Annotated in this window: 28 protein-coding genes; 14 read left to right on the top strand and 14 right to left on the bottom strand. The window is 71.9% G+C overall.

Annotated features, from left to right (window positions below; translation table 11 throughout):
- The first annotated feature begins 91 nt into the window (after positions 1–91).
- Complete coding sequence (locus tag O7621_RS23290; protein ID WP_282231228.1) at positions 92–859, top strand: NAD-dependent deacylase; 768 nt, start codon at positions 92–94, stop codon at positions 857–859.
- Between the two features lie 28 nt (positions 860–887).
- Complete coding sequence (locus O7621_RS23285; protein WP_282231227.1) at positions 888–1,067, top strand: hypothetical protein; 180 nt, start codon at positions 888–890, stop codon at positions 1,065–1,067.
- A gap of 16 nt (positions 1,068–1,083) precedes the next feature.
- Here the strand turns inward: O7621_RS23285 and O7621_RS23280 are convergent, their stop codons facing one another.
- Positions 1,084–2,334 (bottom strand): globin domain-containing protein, encoded by a 1,251-nt coding sequence (locus O7621_RS23280; RefSeq protein ID WP_282231226.1) that lies wholly within the window; start codon positions 2,332–2,334, stop codon positions 1,084–1,086.
- Positions 2,335–2,486: 152 nt separating this feature from the next.
- Here O7621_RS23280 and O7621_RS23275 point away from each other — a divergent pair, with 152 nt between their 5' ends.
- A complete protein-coding gene (locus O7621_RS23275) occupies positions 2,487–2,981 on the top strand; it encodes an Rrf2 family transcriptional regulator (RefSeq protein ID WP_282231225.1) in 495 nt (164 codons plus the stop codon).
- On the opposite strand, the gene O7621_RS23270 is transcribed toward O7621_RS23275, so the two are convergent.
- From O7621_RS23270 to O7621_RS23260, 3 genes are read right to left on the bottom strand one after another with little or no spacing between them, the layout of a single operon-like run.
- Positions 2,954–3,784 (bottom strand): MBL fold metallo-hydrolase, encoded by an 831-nt coding sequence (locus O7621_RS23270; RefSeq protein ID WP_282231224.1) that lies wholly within the window; start codon positions 3,782–3,784, stop codon positions 2,954–2,956. The two genes, O7621_RS23275 and O7621_RS23270, sit on opposite strands and share 28 nt — an antisense overlap.
- A complete protein-coding gene (locus O7621_RS23265; RefSeq protein ID WP_281555383.1) occupies positions 3,781–4,236 on the bottom strand; it encodes a hotdog domain-containing protein in 456 nt (151 codons plus the stop codon). Before O7621_RS23265 ends, O7621_RS23270 begins: the two co-directional genes overlap by 4 nt.
- A gap of 6 nt (positions 4,237–4,242) precedes the next feature.
- The gene (locus O7621_RS23260; protein WP_348775258.1) at positions 4,243–4,656 is read right to left on the bottom strand and encodes a substrate-binding domain-containing protein; all 414 of its coding nucleotides are present in this window, start codon (positions 4,654–4,656) and stop codon (positions 4,243–4,245) included.
- A 161-nt stretch (positions 4,657–4,817) separates the two neighbouring features.
- Between O7621_RS23260 and O7621_RS23255 the strand changes: the two genes are divergently transcribed.
- The gene (locus tag O7621_RS23255) at positions 4,818–5,588 is read left to right on the top strand and encodes an AbfB domain-containing protein (protein WP_282231223.1); all 771 of its coding nucleotides are present in this window, start codon (positions 4,818–4,820) and stop codon (positions 5,586–5,588) included.
- 344 nt (positions 5,589–5,932) lie between these two features.
- Here the strand turns inward: O7621_RS23255 and O7621_RS23250 are convergent, their stop codons facing one another.
- Positions 5,933–6,784, bottom strand: a complete 852-nt coding sequence (locus O7621_RS23250) for an SDR family oxidoreductase (protein ID WP_282231222.1) — start codon at positions 6,782–6,784, stop codon at positions 5,933–5,935.
- 74 nt (positions 6,785–6,858) lie between these two features.
- Between O7621_RS23250 and O7621_RS23245 the strand changes: the two genes are divergently transcribed.
- A complete protein-coding gene (locus O7621_RS23245) occupies positions 6,859–8,010 on the top strand; it encodes an MFS transporter (RefSeq protein ID WP_348775328.1) in 1,152 nt (383 codons plus the stop codon).
- An 85-nt stretch (positions 8,011–8,095) separates the two neighbouring features.
- Here O7621_RS23245 and O7621_RS23240 read toward each other — a convergent pair whose 3' ends face one another.
- Both O7621_RS23240 and O7621_RS23235 read right to left on the bottom strand, forming a co-directional pair.
- On the bottom strand, positions 8,096–8,287 hold the full coding sequence (locus O7621_RS23240) for a DUF397 domain-containing protein (protein ID WP_282231220.1): 192 nt from the start codon (positions 8,285–8,287) through the stop codon (positions 8,096–8,098).
- The gene (locus tag O7621_RS23235) at positions 8,278–9,063 is read right to left on the bottom strand and encodes a helix-turn-helix transcriptional regulator (RefSeq protein WP_282231219.1); all 786 of its coding nucleotides are present in this window, start codon (positions 9,061–9,063) and stop codon (positions 8,278–8,280) included. Before O7621_RS23235 ends, O7621_RS23240 begins: the two co-directional genes overlap by 10 nt.
- 167 nt (positions 9,064–9,230) lie before the next feature.
- On the opposite strand from O7621_RS23235, the gene O7621_RS23230 reads away from it, so the two are divergent.
- Entirely contained in the window at positions 9,231–9,536 is a 306-nt protein-coding gene (locus O7621_RS23230; RefSeq protein ID WP_282231218.1) for a hypothetical protein, read from the top strand.
- An 84-nt stretch (positions 9,537–9,620) separates the two neighbouring features.
- Positions 9,621–9,752, top strand: a complete 132-nt coding sequence (locus O7621_RS23225; RefSeq protein WP_282231217.1) for a hypothetical protein — start codon at positions 9,621–9,623, stop codon at positions 9,750–9,752.
- Between the two features lie 34 nt (positions 9,753–9,786).
- Here O7621_RS23225 and O7621_RS23220 read toward each other — a convergent pair whose 3' ends face one another.
- The 3 genes from O7621_RS23220 to O7621_RS23210 all read right to left on the bottom strand — a co-directional run bounded on the left by O7621_RS23220 (position 9,787) and on the right by O7621_RS23210 (position 12,023).
- Positions 9,787–11,139: a PH domain-containing protein gene (locus tag O7621_RS23220; RefSeq protein ID WP_282234697.1), complete on the bottom strand. Its 1,353-nt coding sequence runs from the start codon at positions 11,137–11,139 to the stop codon at positions 9,787–9,789.
- A gap of 119 nt (positions 11,140–11,258) precedes the next feature.
- Positions 11,259–11,780 (bottom strand): PH domain-containing protein, encoded by a 522-nt coding sequence (locus O7621_RS23215; protein WP_281567327.1) that lies wholly within the window; start codon positions 11,778–11,780, stop codon positions 11,259–11,261.
- Between the two features lie 18 nt (positions 11,781–11,798).
- The gene (locus O7621_RS23210) at positions 11,799–12,023 is read right to left on the bottom strand and encodes a hypothetical protein (RefSeq protein ID WP_282231216.1); all 225 of its coding nucleotides are present in this window, start codon (positions 12,021–12,023) and stop codon (positions 11,799–11,801) included.
- A 288-nt stretch (positions 12,024–12,311) separates the two neighbouring features.
- Between O7621_RS23210 and O7621_RS23205 the strand changes: the two genes are divergently transcribed.
- The 3 genes from O7621_RS23205 to O7621_RS23195 are packed head-to-tail and all read left to right on the top strand — an operon-like array spanning position 12,312 to position 15,360.
- Positions 12,312–13,451, top strand: coding sequence for a MoxR family ATPase (locus tag O7621_RS23205; RefSeq protein ID WP_282231215.1), 1,140 nt, complete (start codon positions 12,312–12,314; stop codon positions 13,449–13,451).
- Positions 13,448–14,413, top strand: coding sequence for a DUF58 domain-containing protein (locus tag O7621_RS23200; RefSeq protein ID WP_282231214.1), 966 nt, complete (start codon positions 13,448–13,450; stop codon positions 14,411–14,413). The genes O7621_RS23205 and O7621_RS23200 overlap by 4 nt, the downstream gene beginning before the upstream one ends.
- The gene (locus O7621_RS23195) at positions 14,410–15,360 is read left to right on the top strand and encodes a VWA domain-containing protein (RefSeq protein ID WP_282231213.1); all 951 of its coding nucleotides are present in this window, start codon (positions 14,410–14,412) and stop codon (positions 15,358–15,360) included. The genes O7621_RS23200 and O7621_RS23195 overlap by 4 nt, the downstream gene beginning before the upstream one ends.
- 272 nt (positions 15,361–15,632) lie before the next feature.
- On the opposite strand, the gene O7621_RS23190 is transcribed toward O7621_RS23195, so the two are convergent.
- The 4 genes from O7621_RS23190 to O7621_RS23175 form a co-directional block, all read right to left on the bottom strand.
- The gene (locus O7621_RS23190) at positions 15,633–16,868 is read right to left on the bottom strand and encodes an acyltransferase family protein (protein WP_282231212.1); all 1,236 of its coding nucleotides are present in this window, start codon (positions 16,866–16,868) and stop codon (positions 15,633–15,635) included.
- Complete coding sequence (locus O7621_RS23185) at positions 16,865–17,722, bottom strand: alpha/beta hydrolase (protein WP_282231211.1); 858 nt, start codon at positions 17,720–17,722, stop codon at positions 16,865–16,867. The genes O7621_RS23190 and O7621_RS23185 overlap by 4 nt, the downstream gene beginning before the upstream one ends.
- Positions 17,723–17,796: 74 nt before the next feature.
- Positions 17,797–18,462 (bottom strand): response regulator transcription factor, encoded by a 666-nt coding sequence (locus O7621_RS23180; RefSeq protein ID WP_282231210.1) that lies wholly within the window; start codon positions 18,460–18,462, stop codon positions 17,797–17,799.
- The gene (locus O7621_RS23175; RefSeq protein ID WP_282231209.1) at positions 18,459–19,772 is read right to left on the bottom strand and encodes a histidine kinase; all 1,314 of its coding nucleotides are present in this window, start codon (positions 19,770–19,772) and stop codon (positions 18,459–18,461) included. Before O7621_RS23175 ends, O7621_RS23180 begins: the two co-directional genes overlap by 4 nt.
- A gap of 126 nt (positions 19,773–19,898) precedes the next feature.
- Between O7621_RS23175 and fabG the strand changes: the two genes are divergently transcribed.
- From fabG to O7621_RS23155, 4 genes are all read left to right on the top strand, one after another.
- Entirely contained in the window at positions 19,899–20,606 is a 708-nt protein-coding gene (fabG, locus tag O7621_RS23170; protein WP_282231208.1) for a 3-oxoacyl-ACP reductase FabG, read from the top strand.
- Positions 20,607–20,678: 72 nt separating this feature from the next.
- On the top strand, positions 20,679–21,446 hold the full coding sequence (fabI, locus tag O7621_RS23165; RefSeq protein WP_278169843.1) for an enoyl-ACP reductase FabI: 768 nt from the start codon (positions 20,679–20,681) through the stop codon (positions 21,444–21,446).
- 52 nt (positions 21,447–21,498) lie between these two features.
- Positions 21,499–22,539 (top strand): ferrochelatase, encoded by a 1,041-nt coding sequence (locus O7621_RS23160; RefSeq protein ID WP_282231207.1) that lies wholly within the window; start codon positions 21,499–21,501, stop codon positions 22,537–22,539.
- The gene (locus O7621_RS23155; RefSeq protein WP_281555368.1) at positions 22,536–23,315 is read left to right on the top strand and encodes an HAD-IIA family hydrolase; all 780 of its coding nucleotides are present in this window, start codon (positions 22,536–22,538) and stop codon (positions 23,313–23,315) included. The genes O7621_RS23160 and O7621_RS23155 overlap by 4 nt, the downstream gene beginning before the upstream one ends.
- Positions 23,316–23,345 lie beyond the last annotated feature (30 nt).

The raw sequence follows: 23,345 nt of genomic DNA, 5'->3' as shown, positions 1-23,345 counted from the left end.
GTCACCCGTTCACGGGTGACCGGGAACTCGTGTGCGTTTGCCTGTTCGGCCGGAGTCGTCGTCCGACGGTGACGCCGGCTACCGTCGCAGGATGAGCGGTCTACGCGACAACGTCGACATCCGACAGGTCACCGAATGGGTCGCCGACGCCCGCCGGATCGTGGCGTTGACCGGAGCCGGCATCTCCACAGACTCCGGCATACCCGACTTCCGGGGACCTAACGGCGTCTGGACCCGCGACCCCGAGGCGGCGAAACTCTTCACCCTCGACGCGTACGTCGCCGATCCGGCCATCCGCCGCCGGGCCTGGCAGGGACGCCGCGACCACGCCGCCTGGACGGCCGAACCGAACGTCGGCCACGCCGCGTTGGTCGAGTGGGAGCGCGCCGGCAAGCTGGCCGCGATCGTCACCCAGAACATCGACGGGCTGCATCAGCGGGCCGGCAACTCACCGGACACCGTGATCGAAATCCACGGCACGTTGTACGAGGTCGAATGCCTCGGCTGCGCCGACCGTACCGGCATCCAGGAGGTCCTGGACCGGGTGGCCGCCGGTGAGGACGACCCGGCTTGCCGGCACTGCGCCGGCATCCTCAAGACGGCGACGATCTCGTTCGGCCAGTCGCTGCACGGACCGACCCTGCGGCGGGCTGCGCGGGCTGTCGCCGACTGCGACCTGATGCTCGCCGTCGGCACCTCGCTGACGGTGCAGCCGGCCGCCGGACTGGTCGAGATCGCCGCCGAGTCCGGTGCCCGCGTCGTGATCATCAACGCCGCGCCGACCCCGTACGACACGATCGCCGACGCGGTGGTGCGCGAGCCGATCGGTACGGTCCTGCCGGCTCTTGTCTCGGGTTGAGCGGCTCTCGGGTTGAGCGGCTCTCGAGATGAGTGGCTCTCGGGGTGAGCGGCGGCAGAACGTGCGCAGCACCTGCGCGGCCGGATCCGGCTGGCCGGGAGACCGGTCCTGGCCGGGCGGGACGGGCGACCTGCTGGTCGTCCCGGACGCCCGGCACGCGCTGTACGCCGACGAGGACTCGGCGGTGCTGTTGACCGTCGCCCGCTGACGGCGGTGTCGGCGGCTCAGCCTGCCAGCATCCCCGGCCCGAACACCTCGTAGCCGATCCGCTCGGCGGGCATGCCCCGGCGCAGCAGCTCGCCACGGACCTGCGCCATGAACGGCACCGGCCCGCACAGGTGCGCCCAGGCTCCCGGCGTGAGCGGGACCAGCGTCGGATCCACCCGCCCGGCGTGGACGGTCGCCTTCAGCCCAGCGATCTCGCCGTCAGTGGCGTCCTCGTACCACAGGTGTACCGACAGGTTGGGCATCCGCTGCTGGAGCTCCGGCAACTCGTGGCGCAACGGGTGCGCGGCCGCCGACCGGTCGGCGTGCACCAGCACCACCTCGCGGGCCGGCGCGACCGCGCCCAGCTGGGCGAGGGCGGCCATCGCCGGGGTGACGCCGATCCCGGCACTGACCAGCAGCAGCGGCGCGCCGAGCGCGCCGATGGAGCTGACCTCGCCGAACGCCGGGCTCAGCCGCAGGACGTCACCGACGGCGGTCCGGTCGTGCAGCTGGCTGGAGACCGTTCCGTCCGGTGCCGGCGACCCGGCTGACCCGCCCGCCGCTCCGGCCCCGCCCCGGAGCCGTTTGACGGTGATCCGCCAGGTCGCGGCGCCGGGACGGCCGGACAGACTGTACTGGCGGATCTGCCGGCCCTGGCTGTCTCCCAGATCAACCGCGACCGAGACGTACTGGCCGGGGGTGAAGGTGGGTGCCGGGTCGCCGTCGGCCGGAGCCAGGATCAGCGACACGACGTCGGCGGTCTCCGGAATCTTCTCGACGATCCGCCACGGCCGCCAACCGGCATCGGCTTGCAGGGGGAGGCCGGCGACGGTGTAGAGCCGGGCCTCCCGGGCGATCAGCTCGCAGGCCAGCAGCCAGTAGACCTCGTTCCATGCCGTCGCGACCTCGGGCGTCACCGCGTCGCCGAGCACCTCGCCGACGGCGGCGAGCAGATGCCGCCCGACGATCGGATACTGGGTGGCGGTGATGCCGAGCGAGGCGTGCTTGTGTGCGATCCGGTCCAGGATCGGCGCCCAGGGCAGCGTGCTGTGCCCGGTCAGGTGCTCGGCGTAGGCGACCACCGCGGCGGCCAGCGCCGCCTGCTGGCGGCCGGTCGCCTGGTTACCCCGGTTGAACAAATCCAGCAGCTCCGGATGGGCGGCGAACATCCGCTGGTAGAACCGGCTGGTGATGGCCGCGCCGTGGGCCTGTACGGCGGGCAGGGTCGCGGTCACCACCGCTGCTGAGGACTTCGAGAGCACGGTCACTCCTTTGGGGATCGGACGGGTACGACGCCTCTAAACAGGAATCTGTGGTTCCTCTTTTACGGCCATTGGTCCCGAGCCCCGATCACACCGCGCCGGGCCGGGCCGTTCACGCCGGGCCGTGCCGGTCTGCCGTGGCTGACTAGGGTCGGGACGTGAAGCTCAACCGGTCCACGGACATGGCGTTACGGGTCGCCATGTTCACCGCCGCGTCCCGCACCCGTACCACGGTGGACGACCTGGCCGCCCGGCTCGCCCTGCCGCGCAGCCACGTCGCCAAGGTGGTGCAGCGGTTGCAGCGGCTCGGCGTTCTGGTCACGGTGCGGGGCCGGGCAGGCGGCACCGCGTTCGTCCCGGCCGCCGCCGAGATGACCGTGGCCCAGGTGGTACGGGCTTTCGAGGGCGACGGTGAGGTTGTCTCCTGCGACCAGCCGGCCTGCCCGCTGCGCGCCGGTTGCCGACTGCGCGTCGAGCTGCGCCGGGCCCGAGCGGCCTTCCTCTCCGCGCTCGACGAGGTTCGCCTCGGTGACCTCGTCAACGCCGACGCGGGTCCGCTGCCCGCCCTGCTCACCATCGACTCCGGACCGCCGTCGCCGGCTCCCGTCGGTCGCGCCGAGTGCGGTCAGGCCCGGTTGGACAGTTCGGCGTAGCCGCGGACGACCGCGGTGCCCGCCGTCTGCGGCCCGAACGGTGCCCGCGCGGCGACCCGTTCCGGCGGCGCCCCGTCGGCGTGCCCGTCGCGGATCAGCCACTCCAACGCCACCAGGTCGGCGTGCTGGGCCCGGACGAAGTCGACGCCGACGCAGGCGCCGTGGCCGGGCACCACGACGCTGGCCGGCCCGAGGCGCCGCAGCACCGCCGCGAGGGTGTCCGGCCACTCCAGCGGGTAGGCGTCGTCGAACGACGGTGCGGCACCCTGCTCGACCAGGTCGCCGGCGACCAGCAGGTCCGCGTCCGGGACGTGCACCACCAGGTCGCCGATGGTGTGCCCGCGCCCGGGATGCCACAGCTCGACCACCCGGCCGCCCAGGTCGAGCGTCGCGGCGCGGGTCACCGTACGGTCCGGTGGGTGGACCACCGCGTGGCTGAGCTGCTCGGCCAGCTGCGGATCGTGGCCGATCATCTCGCGGTACGCCTCGTCGCGGACCACCTCGACCGGGCGGGCCAGCAGCCGGGCCGCCTCCTGATGGGCCCACACCGGCGCGGGCGGATCCCCGGCGGCCACCTGGTTGCCGAAGCAGTGGTCGAAGTGGTGGTGGGTGTTCACCACCGACCAGGGCAGGTGGGTGATCCGCCGGGCCGCCTCGACCAGCTCGGCGGCCTCGGCCGGCGTACTGCCGGTGTCGACGAGCACGGCGGCGGCCGCGCCGACGACCAGCGTCGAGTTGACGTCGAGCCGGGGTCGGCGCAGCACGTACACCCGGTCGCCGACCTCGACGAACCGGGCACTCATCCGGAGACTGCCCGCTCACCGGTGGGGTCGTCGCCGGCCCGCGGCGCCGGCGTGCGGTCGAAGGCCCGCTCGACGAATCGGTGCCGGTCGACCAGGGCCCGCTCGATGCGGCCCTGCGCGATGGTCGTGCCCGCCTCGAACACCACCACCTCGAAGACCAGCCGCCGCCCGTCGACCTCGGTCAGCCGGGCCAGCGCGGCCACCGTACGGCCGACCGGCGTCGCCGCCCGGTGGTCCAGCTCGACCCGGGTGCCGACGGTGGTCATGCCGGGTGGCAGCCCGGTGGCGGTGGCGGCTACCGTCGCCGCCTCGGCCAGGGCGAGCAGCCGCGGGGTACCGAGGACCGGTACGTCGCCCGAGCCGACCGCCTGGGCGGTGTCGGAATCGGTCACGGTCAGCTCGACCCGGGCGGTGGCACCCGGGCGGAAGCTGTTCTCCGGCGTGTGTCCCATGACCAGTCAGCCTAGGTGCTCGACCTGTGTCGGACCACGAAAGCCGGACCACGCGCCGGCCGCGTCCGGGTCACCGCTGCCGTCCGGGCCGTCCCCGGCAGCGTCGCCGGCGGTGCTCTGCCGGACCGCCATGGCGAACGGGGTCTGCACGTCGTACGGCGGCCGGGGCGGACGCCCTTCGATCCGGTCGACCAGCCGTCGGACCGCCAGCCGGGCGATCGCCGCCTTGTCCGGGGAGATACTGGTCAGGCTCGGGTTGGCGTACCGTCCCTCCTCGATGTCGTCGATCCCGACGACCGCGACGTCCTGCGGGATCCGTCGGCCGGCGTCGACGGCGGCGCGCATCGCGCCGAGCGCGATCAGGTCGTTGTACGCGAAGACCGCGTCCGGCGGCTCGGCGAGGGAGAGCAGTCGTCGCATAGCCGTCGAGCCGTCGAGCCGTCGAGCCGTCGGCTCGGCCGAACCGGTCGGTGACCACGGTCAGTTCCGGCCGGTCGGGCAGCCCGGCGGCGGCGAGGCCCGCCCGGAAACCGCGCAGCCGCAGCTGCGCCGACTGCCGGTCGTCGTGGCCACGGGATCCGATGAAAGCGATTCGGCGGCGGCCGAGCGCGACCAGGTGCGGTATCTTCTACACCCCGGCCTCGGGCATCTGGCAGACCGTCTGGCTGGAACCCACCCCGGCCACCTCGATCAGCGACGTCGACCTGCGCCCCGACCTGGCCAGCGACACCATCCGGATCCGGGTGGCCACCCGAGGCGACACCACCGGCCACACCGTCCGCGCCGAAGCCCTCGCCGGAGCCACCGTCGTCGGCACCGCCACTGGTGGCTTCACCGAGTTCGCCGTACCGGTGCCGGACGCTCGCCGCTGGTCCCCGGACGACCCGTACCTCTACCACCTGCGCGTCACCCTGCGGGACCGCAACGGCCGGGCCGTCGACCGGACCACCCACTACTTCGGTATGCGGGAGATCGGCGTACGGACCATCGACGGGGTACCGCGACCGACCCTCAACGGCGAGTTCGTCTTCCAGCTCGGCACCCTCGACCAGGGCTGCTCGTTCGAGTCGGTCAACTTCCCGGGCCAGTACCTCCGACATGCCAACTCCCGGGTCCGAAACTCGCCCGACGACGGCACCGCGCTGCTGCGCGCCGACGCCACCTGGTGCGCCCGGCGCGGCCTGACCGGATCTGATGTCTCGCTGGAGTCGTTCAACTATCCGGGTTCGTTCCTGCGCCACTTCGCCGCCGAGATCTGGCTCAGCGACGGCGCCGGTGGCCCGTCCTGGAACTCGCCGACCAGCTGGGCCGCCGACGTCACCTGGGACGTCGACCCCGCCTGGGCCCCGTAGCGGGGCCGCCGATCGTCCGGTCGCCGACATCGAGCGGAGCGCTATCCACCTCATGCCACAGTTGCAATCGGATAGCGCTTTCCTCGACGACCACCACATCTTCCCAGCACGGTCAGGGGGGTTCGCACAAACTTGCACGGGTGGACCACCGCGCCTAGCCGTTGCAACACCAACTGTTCGAGGTCACGGCGTTGGCCACAGATCTTGCTGTAGTCCGAGGTCCAGCGGCTGCCGCCGGCCGGTGCGCCGGTGATCGTCCGGCAGGTGCTGCGGTGCAGCACAAGGTAGCTGGCGGCCGGGTAGCGGTGGATGTTGAGCACTAAGCCGTCCGGGTGCCGGTCGATTCAGGCGAGGTAGCCGGAGTCGTCGTTGACAGACATTTCTACACCCGCTGGTACATCGAACGCACCACCGCGCCGCTGGTCGCCCTCCGACCGGGCCCGCCCCGCGACCCCGGTGGCTTCGGGGTCGGGTCCGTTGACTGCCCGTCCGCCGTCGACGGCCAGGACGACGCCGTTGACGAATCCGGCGGCGGGAGACAGCAGGAAAGTGACAGCGTCGGCCACCTCACCTGGGGTCCCAACTCGACCGAGCGGATGCAGCGCGGCCATCTCGGCGTCCACCTCGGGGTGCCGGGCCCGGTACTGCTCGAACCGGCCGGTGGCGATGGAGCCGAGCGCGACAGCGTTGGTACGGATGCCGGCTGGCCCGTGATCCACCGCCATTGCCCGGGTCAGACCCTCGACGGCAGCCTTCGCGGTCGCGTAGGGCAGCGCTCCGCGGACTGGGCGCTGGGCCTGGTGGGACGAGACGTTGACGATGGCCCCGCTACACCTGTGCGTCAGGAAGTGGTTGACCGCGACGTGGCAGCCGGTGACCGCCAGGGCGAGGTTCGTGGAGATCAGGTCCAGGATCTGGGCCGCCGACGCGTCGTCCATCCCCGCGTCGCCGTAAACCGCTGCGTTGTTGACCCAACCGAGCAGCGGACCGGCGGACTCGGCGGTGGCCGCCGCCCGTTGCGCCGTCTCGGCGTCACGAGCGTCGCCGGTGATCGGTACGACCCGTTCGTGCTGCCAGTCGAGTTCACCGGTGACATCCACGACGACGACCTGACCCTCGTCGGCGAGGCGTTCTGCGATCGCGCGACCGATGCCCCGGGCGCCTCCAGTGACCACATATGATGGTCGTGTCGCCATGACCGGGTACCCCCTCCGTATGCTCGGTCCTCATGAATCGATGGGATCACGTCAGGTGAGGGTCCTACCTCGCGCTGCCGCTGGTGGCGATCCTCTGGCTGGACGCGGACGAGTTCGAGGTCGGCGTGCTGACCGCGATGACCACGGCCGGGTCGCTGCTGATCGGGCTGCCGGCGGGTGCGTGGGTCGACCGGTGGCGCAAGCGCGCGGTGATGGTCAACACGGATGCGCTCCGAGCCGCGCTGCTGATGACGCTACCGCTGGCCTGGTGGGCCGATGCGCTGTCGATCTGGCTGCTGTACGCGCTTGCTCTCGGCCACGGACTGCTGACCATACTGTTCGAGGTCGGGTATACAAGCTATGTCCCTACGCTGGTCGGTCGTGACCACCTGGTCGAGGCGAACAGCAGGATCGCTGCGGTCCGTTCCACCGTCAGCATCAGTGGCCCCGGTCTGGCGGGTCCCCTGGTCGGCTGGCTCGGTGCACCGCTCACGCTGATCGTGAGCGCCGCCGGGATGCTGTTGTCCGCGCTCGGCATGCTGCGAATCCGTACCGTCGAGGTGGTGCGGCCGGAAGCAACCGATCGGCAGCTGATCCGGGAGGTTGCCGAAGGACTGCGCTTCGTTCTCGGTCATCGGCTGCTGCGGCCGATGCTGTTCACCGACGGCTTCTTCAGTCTCTTCCTCGTCGTGTACCAGACGATGCTGCTGGTCTTCCTGGCCCGGCAGCTGGATCTGAGTACGTCCGGCATCGGCTCGGTGCTCTCGGCGATGGCCTGCGGCGGGTTCGTCGGCGCGCTGATGGCCGGCCGGCTGATCGCCAGGGTCGGCCCGGGTCCGGCGATCTGGCTGGCGCCGCTGTGCACCGCTCCGGCCGCCGCGCTGCTGCCAGCAACAAGTGTCGGCTGGCCGACCTGGCTTGCTGTGGCCGGGCTGGCACTGCTGTCCTTCGGCGGGGTGGTCCGGCTTGTCGCGCAGGCGGGCCTGCAACAGAGCATCACTCCGGATCGGCTGCTGGGCCGGATGAGCGCCACGGTCCGCTTCGTCCAGTTGGGCAGCATGCCGGTCGCGGCGCTGCTCGGCGGTGCGCTCGGCGGCCTGTTCGGGGCGTCGGCCGTACTGTGGATCGGTACGGCCGGGATGACCGCCGCCTTCCTGCCGGCCCTGCTGTCGCCGCTGCGGGCAACGTACCGGCTGCCGGCGAGCGAGAGCGCCGCAGCTCATTAGGACGACCCAGGCTTGGCTCCAACCGCGAGGGCGGAGTCAAGCCTGGGTGATCCGGCCTACGGCTGACTCGGCGCTGTCCGATGGCTCAAGGCTTCAGGGTGGCAGCCGTCGACACGAAGGACCGCCACGCGGTCGGTCCGAAGGTCAGCATCGCGCCGTCGCGGTCCTTGGTGTCCCGCACGAGGACGCGCCCGGTGATGTTGTCGGCCACCTCGACGCAGTTCGCCGTATCGCTCCTAGTGCTCTTGCGCCAGCGCGCAGCCTCGGTCAGGTCCATCTCTCTGTCGCCTCCATGATCAATTTTCGGGACTGCTCTACCGACAAAGCGTAGCCCCGAATGTCCTCCCAGTCGGCCTCCAGACTTGCCACGGAGTCTGGTGACTCGACCACGTTGCCCTCCAGATGCCCCTCCAGGAAGCCGACCGTGCGGCCCTCGACGGACGCGAGCACCATCGGTCCCCGAAGCCCGACGTATGCCGGGGAATCGGCCGGAACGACGAGCACCCGTATGTGCTGCTCTGCGGAAATCGAGACCAGCCATTTCAGCTGGTCGCGCATAACCTCGGCATCGCCGACCCGCCGCCGTAGGGCGGCCTCGTCGACAACCACGACCAGGCGGCACGGGCTGGTGGTTCGGGTGATGATCTCTTGCCGGTCCAGCCGTGCCGCGAGCGTCTGTTCGACGTCCTCGGCCGGGACGTTCATTGCCGGCAGGAGAGCGCGTGCGTACGCCTCGGTTTGCAGCAGTCCGGGGATCAGCGTCGGATGGTAGACCCGCAGCAGGGTCGCCCGACCTTCGTACTCGACGAACGGCCGGTACCACACGGGTGTCCAGTCGCCCCGGACGAACTCCCGATAGAACCTGACCAGCGCGGTGCCGAACACCTTGTCGACGGCCTTCAGGTAGTCCGGCAGCGCGGGCCGCTCGCCGCGCTCGATGGCACCCACGTGCTTCGCCGAGAAGTGGATCCGGTCGGCCCACGCATCCTGGGTCAGCCCGAACGACTCGCGCAGCCGGCGTAGCTCCGATATCAGATAATCGCTCCCAGCCATAGACCTTCACATCCCCCAAATCGCTCGAACTTGTGATCTTCTGCTGGCCTGGACAGCACGTGCATTCCCTGGGCCTAACGCCTTCTTCCATTGAGCATGGTCACCTATCCAGGGTGGAACTCGACAGAAAGATACACGCTGTTCGTAATCGATCCGAGGGGGTAATGATGATCAGAAACGACGGGATCGGTGGGCCCCCGGACGATCCGACGCGAGGCGGCGACCCTACCTGGTCACCGGAGCTGGCCCGAGTCGTCCATGATGCGAACTCCACCGCCCGGACCCACATCCCGAACCGCACCACCGGGGAGTGTCACCGGTGCGGCGGCATCCCGGCACCGTGTCGACCGTTCCTGCGGGCACTCGCCATTCTGGACCGGTGGGACGCGAGCTCCGCCCGGCGCATCCGGGCTGTGCTGCACCTGTCCGGGCTGATGCCGGCCGGCGAGCCGGACGACGACGGTGACGGGTGACCCGGCGACCGGCACCTGCGGTGGACGCGGCTCGCCTCGCCCGCCGGGATCGCGGCGGCCGACGCCGCGGACCCGGACTGCCGCTTGTGCGGCGGCATCCTGAAGGCGGCGACGATCTCGTTCGGTCAGTCGTCGCACGGACCAAACCTGCACCGCGCGGTGCGTGCCGCCGAACGCTGCGACCTGCTGCTCGCCCTCGTCCACCAGTTGATCTAGAAGGATCTGGCCGGTATATCGACCACGACTCCTTTCAGATCGACGGCTGCGGCGAGGGCGGATCGGCTGGCGTGCTGCGGGCGGCGCGGGCCCGGTCGCTGAGCTCCGCCGCCAGCCGCCACGCCTCGGCCACATCCCGGTCCTTGGCGGCGGCGCTCGGCCCGCTGGCGGTGTCGGCGTACACGGTGGCCAACCCGAGCAGTCGCTGCAACGGCCCGCGCACCACCCGTACGCTCTGCATCCGCGCGTACGGCACGACCAGCATCTGCCGGGTCAGCAACCCGCTGCGGACACTGAACACGTCGTTGGCAAGCCCGGCACCGAGCTTCGGCTGCACCAGCGGGTTGAGCCAGCGGGCCCGGCGCGGCGGCGGCGTCATCGGCAGCGCGTCGAGCGCGATGCCGGGCAGCACGTCCGCGAGGATGTGGTTCGCGGTGGGCAGTACGCCGACCGGCAGCAACTGATCGGACTGGGTGCCGCCACCCTGCCCGTCCGGTGCGGCGTAGCCGGCGACGTGCAACCGCATCCGCAGCCACTTCTTCCCCCGCCACAGCAGCGGCCAGGTCGCACCGACCGCCTGGATCCGGTGCAGCGGTACGGTCTGCGACCGGGTCTCGGTCAGCCCGTGCCGGACCCGCAGACCCACCTCGTCGCGGGCCAGCCGGAAGTTCCAGTCGCTGAGCACCCGCCGGATCGGCTGCAGGATCACCCCGGCGGTGGCGGTCAGGGTGCTGGCGACCGCCACGAATGACCAGGTGGCGTCCATCGCGAACTGGGTGATAACGAACGCGACACCGAACGGCAGGAACATGGTCTGCGGGGTGAGCAGTTGGCTGATCAGCAGGTCCCGGTTGACCACGGTGTGTAGCAGCCGGCCGGGTGGCGGCGCCGACGGGTCGGGCAGGCCGGCCGGGGTGCCGTCCGGCAGCGGTGCCGTCCCGTCGGGAGCTGCCGCGTCCGGGGCCGGCTTGGCGCGGCCGGCGAGCGCCAGCAGCCGGGCCCGCAGCGTGGCGGCGTCGGCGACGGTCAGATATGCCAGCGGCGCCTCGGTCTGGCCACCGCCGACCACTTCGAGCCGCAGTTCGGCCAGACCGGTCAGCTGGGCGAGCAGCGGCCGGACAACCTCGACCGCCTGCAGCCGCTCCAGCGGGATGGCACGGGTCCGCCGCCACAGCAGACCTTCGTGAATTCGCAGCTCACGGCCGACCACGTGGTAGCCGGTGTTGTACCAGCTGATCACCGCCACCGCCAGGTAGCCGAGCAGGCACAGCACGACCAGCAGTGCGAAGCGACCGAAACCGACCCGGCCGAGCGTCTGCCAGGACAGGCCGGCGATGATCACCACGAGGGCTCTGCTGCCCTTGAGGATCGGGCTCAGCGGATGCAGCCGCTGGCGGGGCTCCTCGACCGGACCGTGCGGCGGGTACGGCGGGTACGGCTGGCCCGGTAGCGGGTAGGCCTGTCCGGGCAGCGGGTACGGCGGCGGGACCGGATCGTGCGGCTGGCTCACAGACCCTCCGCCCGGATCTCGCCGAGTGCGGTGAGCCGGTCCCGTAGCCGGGACGCCTCGGCGGGCCGCAGCCCGGGCACCCGGGCGTCGCTGGCCGCCGCGGCCGTGTGCAGCTGCACGGTCGCCAGGTCGAAGGCCCGCTCCAACGGGCCGGCGGAGACGTCGACGAACTGCATCCGGGCGTACGGGACGATCGACAGCCGGCGGACCAGCAGCCCGTGCCGCACCAGCAGGTCGTCGTCGCGCTCGGCGTACCCCCAGGCATAGACGGCCCGTACCGTCGCCACCACCCGTAGCACGGTGAGCAGCACGGCGGCGGCGAAGCCGACGCCGACGAACCAGAAACCGGTGATCGCCCAGCCGACCCCGAGCCCGACGAGCAGGAAACTCATCCCGATGGCGAGCCGGATCAGCTCCACCCAGACCAGGTCGCGGGAGACGGGCTGCCACTGCACCGTCTCCGGCCAGGGCTCCAACGGGCTGATCGGGGCTGCCGGTGCGGCGGACTGTTCGGTCACCCTTACGAGCGTAGGCGATCAGCCAAGCGGCGCCACGTCGCGGAGGAATCCACGTACGTGCAGGAAGTCGCCGAGCCGGTCCCGATGGTCGGCGCAGGCCAACCAGGTCTTGCGGCGTTCGGGCTGGTGCAGCCGGGGATTGTTCCAGTTGAGCGCCCAGATCGCCGGGGCACGGCAACCCTTGGCAGAACAGACCAACTGCTCGCCCGGTGCGGTGTCGGCGGAATCGGGGGGTGCGGCCACGGTACGAGTCTAGGTCGGTACCAGGCGAGGCCGGCGCCAGGCCGGGACGGCGCCGGGACAGGGCGGCACGCACCTGGAAGGAGTGAGCGCCGGGCGGCCACGGGGGAAGCCGCCCGGCGACGGCTGAATCGTACACACGCCGATCCCCCTCGTGTCTACCCACCGGGCGGTGCTTTCTCGGCCCCTGCCCGCCGGTTCGGACCGGCGTGCGACGCTTAGTGCGGCACGACCTTTTCGACCCGACGACGCCAGAACCCTGACGACACCAGAGCACGCTGTGGAGGACCGGTGGCCCAGCCGACCACGCCCGAATCTTCGACACCGACCGCTGCGCCACCGTCGCCCCCCGAGGCGACACCGGCCGCCGACGCGACCCTGCTGGAGCGGGCGATGTTCGAGGTCAAACGGGTCATCGTCGGTCAGGACCGGATGGTCGAGCGGATGTTCGTCGCGCTCCTCGCCCGGGGTCACTGCCTACTGGAAGGCGTCCCCGGGGTGGCGAAGACGCTCGCCGTGGAGACGCTGGCCACCGTCGTCGGTGGCTCGTTCGCCCGGATCCAGTTCACCCCCGACCTGGTTCCCGCCGACCTGGTCGGCACCCGGATCTACCGGCAGTCCAGCGAGAAGTTCGACATCGAGCTCGGGCCGGTGTTCGTCAACTTCCTGCTCGCCGATGAGATCAACCGTGCGCCGGCCAAGGTGCAGTCGGCGCTGCTCGAGGTGATGAGCGAGCGGCAGGTGTCGCTGGGCGGGCAGACGCACCCGGTACCGGATCCGTTCCTGGTGATGGCCACCCAGAACCCGATCGAGCAGGAGGGCGTCTACCCGCTGCCGGAGGCCCAGCGCGACCGGTTCCTGATGAAGATCGTGGTGGGCTATCCGACCGACGCGGAGGAGCGGGAGATCGTCTACCGGATGGGGGTGGAGGCGCCGCAGCCGAGCGTCGTCTTCAAGCCCACCGACCTGGTCGACCTGCAGCGCAAGGCGGACAAGGTGTTCGTGCACAACGCGCTGGTCGACTACACCGTACGCCTGGTGCTGGCCACCCGGGCGCCAGCCGAGCACGGCATGCCGGACGTCGCGCAGCTGATCCAGTACGGGGCCAGCCCGCGCGCCTCGCTGGGCATCGTGCGGGCCACCCGGGCATTGGCGCTGCTGCGCGGGCGCGACTACGCGTTGCCGCAGGACGTGCAGGACATCGCCCCGGACATCCTGCGCCACCGGCTGGTGCTCAGCTACGACGCGCTCGCCGACGACGTGCCCGCCGACCACGTCGTCGGGCGGATCATGCAGACGGTGCCGCTGCCGTCGGTCGCCCCCCGGCAGAATGCGACGCCGCAGGCGGTGGGACCGATGGGACATGCCGCGCCGGCCGCCGCGGTGCCCGGCCCGCCCGGTGGCGCCGGCTGGCCCGGGCAGTCGCAGTGACCACTGCGGTGCCGAGCTCGGGCCGGGCGGAGGCGGTGCTCTCCCGGCTCTACCTGACCGTCACCCGCAAGCTCGACGGCCTGCTGCAGGGCGACTACGTGGGGCTGCTGCCCGGTCCGGGTAGTGAGGCCGGTGAGTCGACCGAGTACCGGCCCGGTGACGACGTACGCCGGATGGACTGGCCGGTGACGGCCCGGACCACCGTGCCGCACGTACGGCGTACCGTCGCCGACCGGGAGTTGGAAGCCTGGGTGGCGGTGGACCTGTCGGCCAGCCTGGACTTCGGCACCGCCCGCTGTCTCAAGCGGGACCTGGCCGTCTCGGCGGCGGCGGCGATGGTGCACCTGAGCGCGCGGGGCGGCAACCGGGTGGGCGCGGTGATCGGCACCGGTGATCCGGCGCTCGGCGGCGTCCTCACCCGGCTGCCGGCGCGGACCGGCCGCAAGGAGGCGCACGGGCTGCTGCGGGCGATCGCCGGCACCCAGTCCCGACCCGGCCGCAGCGACCTCGGCGCCCTGATCGACATGCTGAACCGGCCGCCGCGTCGCCGTGGCGTCGCCGTGGTGATCTCCGACTTCCTGGCCTCGCCGCAGCAGTGGGGCCGGCAGGTCCGCAAACTCGCAGTCCGCCACGACGTCCTCGCCGTCGAGGTGGTCGATCCGCGTGAACTGGAGCTGCCCGACGCCGGCGTGCTGACCCTGGCCGACCCGGAGACCGGCACGCTGCACGAGGTGCAGACCGCCGATCCGCGGCTGCGCCGGCGGTACGCCGAGGCGGCCGGGGCCCAGCGGGCGGCGATCGCGCAGACTCTGCGCGGCGCCGGCGCGGCCCATCTGCGGCTGCGGACCGACTCGGACTGGCTGCTGGACATCGTCCGGTTCGTCGCCGGGCAGCGGCACGCCCGTACCCGTGGCATCGCCCGCCCGGCCCCCACCCCGCGCCCGGAAAGCGAAGCTCGATGATCCGTTTCCTGCAGCCCTGGTGGCTGCTCGCCCTGCTGCCGGTCCTGGCGATCGCCGGGATGTACGTGTGGCGTCAGTTCCGCCGCAAGGCGTACGCGGTCCGGTTCACCAACGTGGACCTGCTGCGTACGCTGGCTCCGCGCGGTCTGGGTTGGCGCCGTCACCTGGCCGCCGGGGCGTTCCTGCTGAGTCTGCTGGTGCTGGCGTCGGCGCTGGCCCGGCCGTCGATCGACACCGAGGAGTCGCTGGAGCGGGCCACTGTCATGCTCGCCATCGACGTGTCGCTGTCGATGGAGGCCGACGACGTGACTCCGAGTCGGATCGAGGCGGCCCAGCAGGCGGCGAAGGAGTTCGTCGCGGAGCTGCCGGAGGGCTACAACATCGGGCTGGTCGCGTTCGCCAAGTCGGCGAACGTGCTGGTCTCGCCGACCAAGGACCGGGCTGCGGTGTCCCAGGCGATCGACGGTCTGGTGCTGGCCGAGGCCACCGCCACCGGCGAGGCCGTGTTCACTTCGTTGGAGGCGATCCGGCTGGTGCCGACCGACGGTGCGCAGGGCCCGCCGCCGGCCCGGATCGTGCTGCTGTCGGACGGCTACCGCACCTCGGGCCGGTCGGTCGAGGAGGCCGCTGCGTCGGCGTCGGCGGCCAACGTACCGGTGTCGACGATCGCGTTCGGCACCGACGACGGCCAGGTGCAGATCGGCAACCAGGTGCAGCGGGTGCCGGTGGACCGGTTCGCGCTGGCCGAGCTGGCCGAGGCGACCAACGGCTTCTTCTACGAGGCGGCGTCGGTCGGCGAGCTCAACCAGGTGTACGAGGACATGGGCTCGTCGATCGGGCAGCGGACCGTGCCCCGGGAGATAACCCAGTGGTACGCGGCCCTGGCGTTGCTGCTGGCGTTGGGCGCGGCGGTACTCAGTCTGCTGTGGACCTCGCGGCTGCCGTGAGACGGCTCGACCGGCCCTGCGGGTGACAGGGCCCGGCCCGGCGGGAGACGGACACCCGCCGGGCCGGGACCCGTCACCGTGCGCCGCTGGCCAGTACGAAGATGACGGCGATCCAGACGGCGGCCAGGGTGAACCCCAGTGGTGCGACGTATCGGTTCATCGAGGGTGGACTCCGGCGACGGGCCGGCCACCTGTGGATCAGGGTGACCGGCGGGCGGGCTGACGGGGCGACACGGGCAGATCGCACGGGCGCACCGGGAGCCGCGCCGACCTCAGCGCGCTCGACCGGTGGCCCGGCGACGACTAGGAGGATCGCTATCTCGCACAGCGATCACCTCCACAGGTCGTCCGGCCGTTGAACCGGGCAAGAGCGTACACCCGGGCCGGCGGGTCGGCACAATCCGCCGCAACGTGATCAGCGCGACGGCGAGAACCGGCAGGTAGACGGCCCGGTCGACCAGCCACCCGGGATGCTCCGGCGCGGTGTGCACCCCGGCGACGGCGGTCCCGCCGGCCAGCCACAGCGCGGCGACCGTCAGCCCGACCAGTACCGGCTGGTGCCACAGGTAGACGCCGAGCGCGTGCCGGTTCACCGCCGCGACCACCGACCACCACCGGGCAGTGGTGTCGATCCGCCCTCGCAGCCACCGGACCGCCAGCCCGGCCGCACCGACCTGCGCGGCCACCAACGCCAGCGTCGCCAGCGACGGGGGGTTCAGGTTCGACCGGACCTGCCCCGGTACGCCGACCGCGCTGGCCGGGTACCCGCCGACGACGGTCAGCACGGTCAGCACCACCACGCCGCCGACCAGCAGGCCCACCGCGCAGCGCGCCGGCGGTGGACCGTACTCGGCCATCAGCAGCCCGGCGAGGAACGGCATCAGCCAGGCGGCGAACACGGCGAGCACCGGCGGCAGGTGCCCGAGGTCGGCGGCGGTGACCACGGTGAGCGCCGCCGTCACCAGTGGCGTCACGATCACCAGCGCCCGCTCCGGGCCCTGCCGGACGCCACGCAGCAGCGGTCCGCTGACCGCCCGCAGGACCAGCAGCACCACGAGGAACCACAACGGACTGACGGTGAGCGTCGCGACGGTCACCAGGCTGCCGGTCGGTGCGCCGGCGAGGTAGCCGACGACCAGCGCCAGCGCCAGGCCCCCGGCCAGCCCGGTCAGCGGCCCGCGAAGCGCTCGGAGCCCACCGGGCGTCCGGAGCCCTCCGGCCCGGCCGGCCGGGTTGCTGCTGCGCGCCGCGGCGAACCCGGCCGCGAAGAACAACAGGCCGAGGGTCTGCGCCAGCCAGGTCAGCGGGCTCAGCCACGGCATATCGGTCAGCGGGCTGGCGGTCTGCAGCACCCCGTCGTCGGTCAGTACCACGGCGGTGACCCACCAGTGGCCGGCGACCACGCCGACGACGGCGAGCGCCCGGATCAGGTCGACGACCGGCTCCCGCTGTGACGTCGCCGCCAACTCCGTCTGCGGCCTGTTCACCGTGGTCTGCGGCCTGTTCACCGGGCCACCGCCATCGCCTGCGGGACGGAACCGGCCGGGTCGGCGGCGACCAGGTCAGCCGGGTCGCCCGCGACGAGTTCGGCCAGCGCGGCCAGGGTGCCGCTGCCTGCCTGCAGGTAGCCGTCGTGTCCGTCGACGCCGTCGGTGGGCAGCGGTCGGGCGCCGAACGACGGTGTCGACGGTGCCGTGCCGTGGCCGAAACCAGCCAGCCGTACCGCCGGCACCCGCCGGATCCAGTCGTCGGCGGCGGTGGCCTGCCAGACCCGGGCCGGAGTGCCCAGATCGTCGACGCGCGGCGCACCCATCCCGGGCGCGCCGAGCGCGACCAGGTCGGTGACGCAGCCGTCGAGCCGCGCGGCGGCCAGCCCGGCGACGAGCGCGCCGTAGCTGTGCCCGACGACCACGACGGAGGCGGTCGGCTGCCGCCGGCACAGGTCGGCGACGAAATCGACCAGCGCGGCCGCGCCGTCCTCGGCCCGGTCCCAGCGCAGCGCCGCCGGTCCGAACCCCTCCGGCGGGTCGTAGCCGAGCCAGGCCACCACGGCGGTACGCGGTTCGCGGCGGTGCGCCGCCCCGTACAGCACCCGGGCCTGCACTGCCGGGGCGCGGTGGGTGACCCCGTCGAGGCCACGGTCGAAGGTAGCCAGCGTGTTGTCCGTACCGGGCACCAGCACCGCGATCCGGCGGCTGGTCGCCAGATCGCCGACTACTTCGACGGCGGTGCCGTCGCCGCTGGTGTCGAAGGCCAGGAACCGCCGGCCAGTGGTGTCCGGCCACGGTCCGCCGGGACCGGTCGGCGCGGTGCCCAGGGTGACGCCGCACAACGTCGCGAGGACGATCAGTCGGATACGCATACCGGTGAGCCTGCGGTGGCGACGGGTCGCGCCGCGTCGTGCCGCAGAGCCAGAACCGGCGTGCTACCGGGGAGCTACTCGCCGGCGGTGACCAGACCGGACTCGTACGCGACGACCACCGCCTGTGCCCGGTCGCGCAACCCCAGCTTGCTGAGGATCCGTCCGACATGGGTCTTGACGGTCTGCTCGGCCACGACCAGGTCGGCGGCGATCTCGCTGTTGGACCGGCCCCGGGCAATCAACCGCAGCACCTCGGTCTCCCGGTCGGTCAGTGTGGTCAGCGACACCGGTCGGGGACGGTGCTGCCCGGGGCGGGCGGCGAACTCGGCGATCAGCCGGCGGGTGACCGACGGTGACAGCAGTCCGTCCCCGGCGGCCACCACCCGTACCGCGTTGACCAGGTCGGCCGCCGGCGCGTCCTTGAGCAGGAACCCGCTGGCCCCGGCGCGCAGCGCCTCGTAGACGTAGTCGTCGAGGTCGAACGTGGTGAGGATGAGCACCCGGGGTGGTTTGTCGCGGGACCGGCCGTCGAGCAGTTGCCGGGTGGCGGCGAGCCCGTCCAGCACCGGCATCCGTACGTCCATCAGCACCACGTCGGGGTCGAGCCGGCGGGCCGCGCTGACCGCGTCGGCACCGTTGGCGGCGTCACCGACCACCACCAGGTCCGGTTGGGCGCCGAGCAGCGCACCGAAACCCTGCCGGACCATTGCCTGGTCGTCGGCGATCAGCACTTTGATCATCTTGTCCTTCGGTCGTCGTCGGGCACGCTACCCGGCCGGCCGATGTCCGGGCCGGCGTCGCGGGCCGCGTCGGTGCGGGCGTCGGTGTCAACCGTCCGGTACGGCAACCCGGCGGTGACCACGAAACCGGACCTGCCGTCCGGGCCGGCTGCGAAGCTTCCGCCGAGCAGCTCGGCCCGTTCCCGCATGCCGACGACGCCGTGGCCGCCGATGGACCGTTCCGCACCGGCGGCCAGCGTGGCCGGCCCGTTGCCGACCCGGATCATCAGCTGGTCGGCTCCGGCGCGTAGCTCCACCAGTACCGCCGCGCCCGGTGCGTGCCGGCCGGCGTTGGCCAGCGCCTCCTGCACGATCCGGTACGCCGCCAGCCCGACCGGCCCGGCCACCGCGACCCGGTCGAGTCGCGGGTCCGCCACCAGCTCGGCGTCGAGGCCGGCCCGGCGGGTGGCCTCCACCATCGTGGCGATGTCACCCAGCCCGGGTTGCGGTGCGCGGTGCGCCTGTTCGGTCTCACTGCGCAGCACCCCGAGCAGCCGGCGCATGTCGCCCAGCGCCGACCGGGCGGCACCGGCGATCGCGGTGAACTCGTCACGGGTCGGCTCGGTCATTGCGGTCAGCCGGTACGGCGCGGTCTCCGCCTGGACGGCGATCATCGACATGTGGTGGGCGACGACGTCGTGCATCTCGCGGGCGATCCGGGCGCGTTCCTCCAGCACCGCCCGCCGCTGCTGCTCCTGCTGGGTGACGACGGTCTGGCTGGCGAGGGCATGCTGGCTGACGCGTCGCCGGCGCACCTGGTCCATCGCCGCGACGACCACCGCCAGGACGGCGAGCAGCCAGAGGCCGGGGTTCGGGGCGACGAACACCAGCACGGGCACTGCCGTGACGGCTCCCGCCGCCGCCGAGACGGCCAGCTCGGCCCGGCCGGCGAGTATCGCCAGCACGAACAGCAGCGCCAGGACCTGGAACAGGCTCCACGGGTCCGGGCCGGGGTAGAGGTGCCAGACGGCGCCGAAGAACAGCAGGAGGATCGAGATCCGCCAGGCCCACAGTGGCCGGTGATAGGCGAGCGCCGCCGGTGCGACGGTGACGAAGCCGAGGATCAGCCCGACCGGCGCGGGCAGCAGTCCGGTGCCCTGCTGGTCGAGGGCGGCGACGACGCTGACGACGAGGAACAGGGCGAACGCCAGCCACCTGCCGACGGCACGCCTGCGGTTGTCCGTCGGCGGGGCCGGTGGTGGCGGGAGGTCCGGCCCGACGACCAGGTGCCGCAGTGCCTGGCGCACCTGCTGGACCGTCCCACCGTTCACCACTGTGAGGCTACGACCGGACCGACCTGGTGTCAGGACACCACAGGGGTAGTACCCCCGGGTTACTGCTTACCCGGCGGTAGCACCTAGTCTCCAAGGCCGGATCATCGACGACGAGGGGGGAACGTGGCCCGCACCGTACTGGTCACCGGCGGTAACCGGGGCATCGGCCTGGCGATCGCGCAGACGTTCGCGAAGCAGGGCGACCGGGTCGCGGTCACCTACCGGTCCGGCTTCGACGAGCAGGCCGGCCTGTTCGGCGTACGCTGCGACGTCACCGACGCCGACTCGGTCGACCAGGCCTTCGGCGCGGTCGAAGCCGAGCTCGGGCCGGTCGAGGTGCTGGTCGCCAACGCCGGCGTCACCGACGACACACTGCTGCTGCGAATGTCCGAGGAGCAGTTCACCTCGGTGCTGGACACCAACCTGACCGGCGCGTACCGCTGTGCCAAGCGCGCTTCGACGAAGATGCTGCGGGCCCGCTGGGGCCGGCTGATCTTCATCTCGTCGGTGGTCGGCCTGCTCGGCTCACCCGGTCAGGTCAACTACGCGGCGAGCAAGGCCGGCCTGGTCGGCATGGCCCGGTCGATCACCCGCGAACTCGGCGGACGCAACATCACCGCCAACGTCGTCGCCCCCGGCTACGTGGAGACCGACATGACGGCGGCGCTGCCCGAGGAGCGCAAGGCCGAGTACCGCAAAGCCATCCCGGCTGGCCGGTTCGCCACCGCCGACGAGGTGGCCGCCGCGGTGACGTGGCTCGCGGGCGACTCCGCCGGTTACATCTGTGGGGCGGTCATTCCCGTCGACGGCGGCCTCGGCATGGGGCACTGACCGTCGACGCCGCACCGACCTGCGACACCGCACCGACCCGACCTGGCTACCGAACACCGAACGGAGAAACCTGTGTCCGCACTGCTGGCCGGTAAGCGGCTGCTCGTCACCGGCGTCATCACCGACCAGTCGATCGCCTTCTCGGTGGCGAAGCTCGCCCAGGAGAACGGTGCCACCGTCGTGCTCACCGGCTTCGGCCGGATGTCGCTGGTGGAGCGGATCGCCAAGCGGCTGCCGGCCGAAGCGCCGGTGATCGAGCTCGATGTGACCAACCCGGAGCACCTGGCCGGCCTGGCCGACAAGGTCGGCGGACACGTCGACGGCCTCGACGGGGTGGTGCACTCGATCGGGTTCGCCCCGCAGAGTTGCCTCGGTGGCGGGTTCCTCGACGCGCCCTGGGACGACGTGGCCACCGCGCTGCACATCTCCACCTTCTCGTACAAGTCGCTGGCGATGGCGGCGCTGCCGCTGATGCGTCCCGGCGGCGCGGTCGTCGGGCTGACCTTCGACGCCACCCTGGCCTGGCCGGTCTACGACTGGATGGGGGTCGCCAAGGCCGGCCTGGAGTCCGCGTCCCGCTACCTGGCGCTGCACCTGGGACCGAAGGGTATCCGCAGCAACCTGGTCTCCGCCGGCCCGCTGCGCACCATGGCGGCCAAGTCGATCCCCGGCTTCGAGGCCTTCGAGCAGGCCTGGACCGAGCGGGCGCCGCTGGGCTGGCAGTTGACCGATCAGGAGCCGGCCGCCCGGGCCTGCCTGGCGCTGCTGTCGGACTGGTTCCCGGCGACCACCGGTGAGATCGTGCACGTCGACGGCGGCTTCCACGCCATCGGCGCCTGATCTTCGGGATGCGCCGCCGCCGGGTCCGGCCCGACCAGGAACAATAGGGCGCATGGCGTACGACGCACTGGTTCTGCTGTCGTTCGGCGGCCCGGAAGGTCCGCCGGACGTGCTGCCCTTCCTGCGCAACGTGACCCGGGGCCGCAACGTGCCGCCGGAACGGCTGGCCGAGGTCGCCGAGCATTACCAGCACTTCGGCGGTGTGTCGCCGATCAACCAGCAGTGCCGGGAGTTGCTTGCCGCGATTCGCGCCGACTTCGCCGCCCACGGGCTCGATCTGCCGGTCTACTGGGGCAACCGTAACTGGCATCCGATGCTGACCGACACGGTGGCCCGGATGCGCGACGACGGGGTCCGCCGCGCCCTCGCCTTCGCCACCAGCGCCTACGGCGGCTACTCGTCGTGCCGGCAGTACCAGGAGGACATCGCGGTGGCGCGGGCGGCGGTCGGCCCGGACGCCCCGGTGATCGACAAGCTGCGGCAGTTCCACGACCATCCCGGGTTCGTCGGTCCGCACGTCGAAGCGGTCCGGGCCGCGCTGGACACGATCGACCCGGCGCTGCGTCGGCGTACCCGGCTGGTGTTCACCGCCCATTCGGTCCCGACCAGCGCGGCGGCCGCCGCCGGCCCGGAGGGCGGGCGTTACCAGGCCCAGCTGGCCGAGACCGCCCGGCTGGTCGCCGCCGACGCCGCCCCGGAGCTGCCGTACGACCTGGTCTGGCAGAGCCGGTCCGGGCCGCCGCAGGTGCCCTGGCTGGAGCCGGACGTCAACGACCACCTGCGCGAACTCGCCGGTCAGGGGGTCGACGCAGTGGTAGTCAGCCCGATCGGTTTCGTCTCCGATCACCTGGAGGTGGTCTGGGACCTGGACACCGAGGCCGCAGCGACCGCCAAGCAGCTCGGTCTGGCGTACGCCCGGGCGGCCAGCCCCGGCACCCACCCGGCCTTTGTGTCGATGGTCCGGGACCTGGTGTCGGAACGGCTGCGCCCGGACGGCGCCCTCACCCGGGCGCGGCTCGGTACGCTGCCGGTCTGGGACACCTGCCCGGTGAACTGCTGCATTGCCTCTTCCACCCCCCGGAGATCCTCGTGACCGACCGTAAGCCCGTCGAGAGTTGGCTGACCGACATGGACGGTGTGCTGGTGCACGAGGGCCAACCGGTCCCCGGTGCGCCGGAGTTCATCAACCGGCTGCGCGCTTCCGGCAAACCGTTCCTGGTGCTGACCAACAACTCCATCTACACCCCTCGCGATCTGCAGGCCCGGCTCACCCGGATGGGTTTCGACGTGCCGGAGCAGGCGATCTGGACAGCGGCGCTGGCCACCGCGCAGTTTCTCGCCGACCAGCGGCCGGGGGGCACCGCGTACGTCATCGGTGAGGCCGGGCTGACCACGGCGATGCACGCGGTCGGCTACATCCTGTCCGACTACGCCCCGGACTACGTGGTGCTGGGGGAGACCCGCACCTACAGCTTCGAGGCGATCACCAAGGCGGTCCGGCTGATCAACGGCGGTGCCCGGTTCATCTGCACCAACCCGGACCCGACCGGGCCGTCGACCGAGGGCGCGCTGCCGGCGGCCGGCTCGGTCGCGGCGATGATCTCGAAGGCGACCGGGGTGGAGCCGTACTTCGTCGGCAAGCCGAACCCGATGATGATGCGGTCGGCGTTGAACACGATCGACGCGCACTCGGAGAGCACCGCGATGATCGGTGACCGGATGGACACCGACGTGCTGTGCGGGCTGGAGGCGGGGCTGCAGACGATCCTGGTGCTCACCGGGATCAGCAGCCGTACCGACATCGACCGTTACCCGTACCGGCCGTCGCGGATCGTCGCATCGGTGGCCGACCTGATCGACGAGATCTGATCGAGACGAGATCTGGTCGGGGCGTCCGGC

This window comes from Solwaraspora sp. WMMD937, from assembly GCF_029581175.1.
Classification (GTDB): domain Bacteria; phylum Actinomycetota; class Actinomycetes; order Mycobacteriales; family Micromonosporaceae; genus Micromonospora_E.
The sequence above is the reverse complement of the archived record's forward strand: the minus strand, read 5'-3'. Positions and strand labels throughout refer to the sequence as shown.